This is a genomic window from Rhodopirellula sp. UBA1907 (genome assembly GCF_002337565.1).
Classification (GTDB): domain Bacteria; phylum Planctomycetota; class Planctomycetia; order Pirellulales; family Pirellulaceae; genus Rhodopirellula; species Rhodopirellula europaea.
Genome location: NZ_DDGH01000079.1, coordinates 47,235 through 51,194, shown reverse-complemented (window position 1 = coordinate 51,194; position 3,960 = coordinate 47,235). Strand labels below are relative to the sequence as shown.

Here is a 3,960-nt window from a genome sequence, read left to right as displayed (position 1 = left end):
GGCATCAGGTCGGGCGTGAACTGAATGCGATTGAATTGCAGGTCCAGCACTTCAGCCAACGTTCGGACCAGCATCGTTTTGCCGAGCCCCGGAACGCCTTCGAGCAAACAGTGGCCACCGCAAAGCATCGATGTCAAAACGCCGCTGACGATGTCATCGTGACCCACGATCACGCGACCAATCATTTCACGGATCGCGACGTATCGCTGACGAAATTGTTCCGCGTCGGCTCGCATCGCATCGACGGTGGTGCTCATAAGCTTGTGTGTCAGTTCGAAGAGGTGAAGTTTGGATTAGGAACGGGCATTTTGGCATCCATTTCAGTTTGCCATTGCCGAAGTGCATCACGCAGTTTGGTGAAGCGTTCGGGCTCAGTTTTCGACAGGTCTTTGGTTTCGCCCATGTCGACCGATAGATCATACAGTTCTGCGGTGTCAGTTTCGTAGAACTCGATCAATTTGTAGTTGCCACGGCGAATCGCCGCACCGGGACGCCATAGCGAACCATGGTAATGAGGGTAGTGCCAGTGCAGATCACGGGAAGTGGAATCGGCTCCGGAGGCTTCACCCTTGATTGCGGGCAACAGACTGATTCCGTCGGCGTGCAGTTCAGGTTGAAGCGGCAATCCAACAACGTCGAGAATCGTTGGGAACAGATCCGTGCTGCACGCGATCGTGTCGATGATTTTCGGTTGGAGAGCAGCTGTCTTCGCTCTCGCCGCATCCGGCGCGGTCTTCGGCAGTCGCACCAACAGCGGTTCTCGGATTCCGCCTTCGTACAACCAACCCTTGCCGGCTCGCAGTGGCGAATTGCAGGTTGGCCCAAACTTGCGAAGCGTCGACAGACCGCCGTTGTCGGAAAAGAAGACGACCAGTGTGTTGTCATCGACGCCGTGTTCCTTCAACGCTTGCATGATTCGACCGACGCTGGTATCGACCGCCTTCACCATCGACGCGTATGCCGGGTTGTCTTGGCGACCACGTGTGATCGCATCGCGTTCCGCAATCGTTGGTGTGTCGCCTCGCAGTTCCGGCGTGTTTGCCTGCTTCTCTTGGAAGTGATCGATGGTTCGCTTGTCAGGCGTGATTGGCGAATGAACGTTGTAGTAGCTCATCATCATGAAGAAGGGCTTGTCTTCACTAGATGCTGTGTCGACCAGTGAGATCGCTTCGTCGGTCAGTCGCGTCGTCAGGTACTCTCCATCGTGCTTGGCCTTTAGATAAGGGTTTCTCCAAGGCGAGTAATATCCGCCTGGAGGCGAACCTTTGTGACCGCCACCGATGTTGATTTGGAATCCTTGATCGGTCGGCAGGTGACCGACATCGCCGAGGTGCCACTTGCCCAAGAAGAACGTTTGGTAGTCGGCGGCGTCTCGCAAATGTTCAGCGAGCGTGACTTCGTTCAAAGCCAGGTTGTCTCGGTCGTCGACGTGTTGGAAACGAGGGTTCTGGGCTCGGTCGGTCGACATACCAGGGATCCAGTCGGTGATGTCGACGCGAACCGGGTGGCGTCCGGTCAGGATGCTGGCTCGTGTGGGAGAGCACACGGGGCAGGCGGCGTAAGCGTTGGTGAATCGAGTTCCCGATTCGGCCAACGCATCGATCTGTGGCGTTTCGTGATAAGTGCTGCCGTAGCAACCCAAATCCGCCCATCCCAAATCATCCACCAAGAACAAAAGGACGTTGGGACGTGATGCTGTTGAGGAGGTTTCTTTAGCAGCTAGCGTCTTCAGGTTTCCAAGCGAAGCGATCATCGCTAGCAACAACACCGCCGTTGTCACCTGGTTCGGTAAAGAACGTGGGGGCGATGTGAGAAGGCAATGAGATCGCAGCATTTGACGGCACAAGATGTCTAGCAGGGTGGTGGTTGTCTGACCCAGATCGAGGATTGGGCTGAGCGTCATTGTAGCCCAATCCAAAGGCACTCGGTGGTACCGGGGGGCTCCTGCCGAGTGGCAGAGGCTTTCAGCCGGTGTGCATCCAAAGACTGGAAGCCTATTCCACTTTCGATGGGAAGTTGTAACGATTTTGGCGGAAATCGAGGTGCCATGACTGGGCTGGGGCACGGATGATCGCATGCCGATATTGAGCTCGTAGCGGCACAGTCACCACCCAATTCAAAGACGACGATGGCGGATCGATCCACTGAAACATTGACCGGTTCGCCGGGGCCGAAAGAGCGAACGGTTCGTTTGGCATCGGGAGAGATTTGCGAAGTGCCGAGCGGTTGGGAGTTGTTGCCGCCGGGAGATGCCGGTGTGACTCGCCGTGTCAAAGCCGCTGGGCCGACGTGGACGGTCAAAGAGAAGAAAGGCCGACGGGAATTTTCGCAGGGGCTTTGGGCTGATGCGAAGCAGATCGCGGACGCGAAGGCTTCGATGGAGGCGACTCGATCCACCGCCGGTTACGCGAAAAAGCAGGCGGCAGCGAAAAAACGGCGGGAAGAGAAACAAGGCGAGTATGTGGAGGACTTCTTCCAAGCCGTCTGCGACTTTTTGAAATTTGCACCAGAGTACTCAGCGGTCGCCAAGCACCTCGCCAAAGCGGTGACCGAGCACGCGACGCCGGTGGGCAGCGGCACGGTCGCTCGGACCGAACGGATTCCGATTGAACGTCGAGCCGAATCGGCCGTGATCGCTTGGATGCGTCATCAAACGACGGCGTACGACAACATGAAAATCGAACGCGTCAAAGGCCGGCGTCGCGAAGTCCGCCGTGAATTGGCAGCGAAATCTCGCGAGCTGCTGCAGAAGTATCGCTCCGGCGAGGATAACGCGATGGTGGGCTGTCCTCTGGCCAAGGCGTTGCGGGGATAGGACCGAGCCAGACTTTCAAGGCATCGTTGCAAAGTGCGGTTTCACAGAAGCGTTTCACGAAACTCGCGCACGGTTGTGAAGCGGATACAAAAAATTGGCGTTGTTGTCGAAGCGATTGCCGATCTAAAAGCGTAGGTGGTCGATGGATGGTTTCCGTCGCAACCAAGGCGAGCAACCTTTTCCGTTCGCGTTCCCTTCGTTTGCCCCGTTTGAGGTGGCATTGAACATGAAAATTCAACTCAATTTTGGCGTCCGTTTGATTCTCGCTGGTGCCGCAGTTTTGGCATCGGGAGTTTTCTCTCCGAGCAACGCGATGGCGCAAGCCAACACCCAACGCGGTGCGACATGGGGCGGCATCACGGGGGCGATCGCCGGTGCGATCATTGGTGACAACAACGGTGAAGCGGGGGCAGGAGCTGCCATCGGTGGCGCCGTTGGAGCCGTTGCCGGCGGATTGCTGGGCAACGCGAAAGACAAAGAGTTGCAAGCTCAGCAGTATTACTCGCAGCCGAGCCACTACACACGAACCGTTGCCCCCCAACCTTCCGCATCACCGCTGGTGCCCACCGGAGCCGTCTCGTTCAACGACGTCGTCGCGATGAGCCGCAGTGGCGTGAGCGAAGGTGTGGTGCTGAACCAAATCGCATCGCGAGGTGTTCAGCGGCGTCCCGTTGTTTCGGACATCATCTCGCTGCATCAGCAAGGAGTCAGCGAAGTTGTGATTTCGGCAATGCAGAATGCTCCCGTCGGTGACCAAGTCGTCGTGCAAGCACCAACAGTCGTAGAAACACCAGTCTATGTGCCCGCGCCTCGCGTCTACGTGCAGCCAGCACCGGTCTATCGTGCACGTCCCGTCTACCACGGACCGCCAAGACATGGTCGTAGCAGCGGATTTCATATCCACTACGGTCGCTGATCAGAAGGCTTTTCCGGCAGCAATCGCAAGCTAGCTCATAGCCGATCGAGTATTCCTGTAGCACGGCGGTCCCCGCCGTGAATGCTAAGCCGCCAAGCCCTCATCTCGCTCTGAGGTCGTGCAGTTGTTTGATGCCGCTTTTCGGCAGATTTCCACATGACGCACCTCTCCCGAAACGAAGTTTGGGGAGAGGTCGAGCGACGCCGTTCAGGCGTACGCGAGGGTGAGG

At 57.2% G+C, this 3,960-nt stretch carries 4 protein-coding genes; 2 read left to right on the top strand and 2 right to left on the bottom strand.

Annotation, left to right across the window (positions count from 1 at the left end):
• Together B2R17_RS16900 and B2R17_RS16895 are read right to left on the bottom strand one after the other, a co-directional pair.
• Positions 1 to 257 (bottom strand): AAA family ATPase (locus B2R17_RS16900; protein ID WP_286764907.1); only part of this gene is annotated, 257 nt, incomplete at its 3' end.
• A gap of 11 nt (positions 258 to 268) precedes the next feature.
• Positions 269 to 1,903, bottom strand: coding sequence for a sulfatase (locus tag B2R17_RS16895; RefSeq protein WP_286764906.1), 1,635 nt, complete (start codon positions 1,901 to 1,903; stop codon positions 269 to 271).
• 225 nt (positions 1,904 to 2,128) lie between these two features.
• Here B2R17_RS16895 and B2R17_RS16890 point away from each other — a divergent pair, with 225 nt between their 5' ends.
• On the top strand, positions 2,129 to 2,815 hold the full coding sequence (locus tag B2R17_RS16890) for a DUF2293 domain-containing protein (protein ID WP_286764905.1): 687 nt from the start codon (positions 2,129 to 2,131) through the stop codon (positions 2,813 to 2,815).
• Positions 2,816 to 3,041: 226 nt separating this feature from the next.
• Positions 3,042 to 3,731, top strand: coding sequence for a glycine zipper domain-containing protein (locus B2R17_RS16885; protein ID WP_286764904.1), 690 nt, complete (start codon positions 3,042 to 3,044; stop codon positions 3,729 to 3,731).
• Positions 3,732 to 3,960 lie beyond the last annotated feature (229 nt).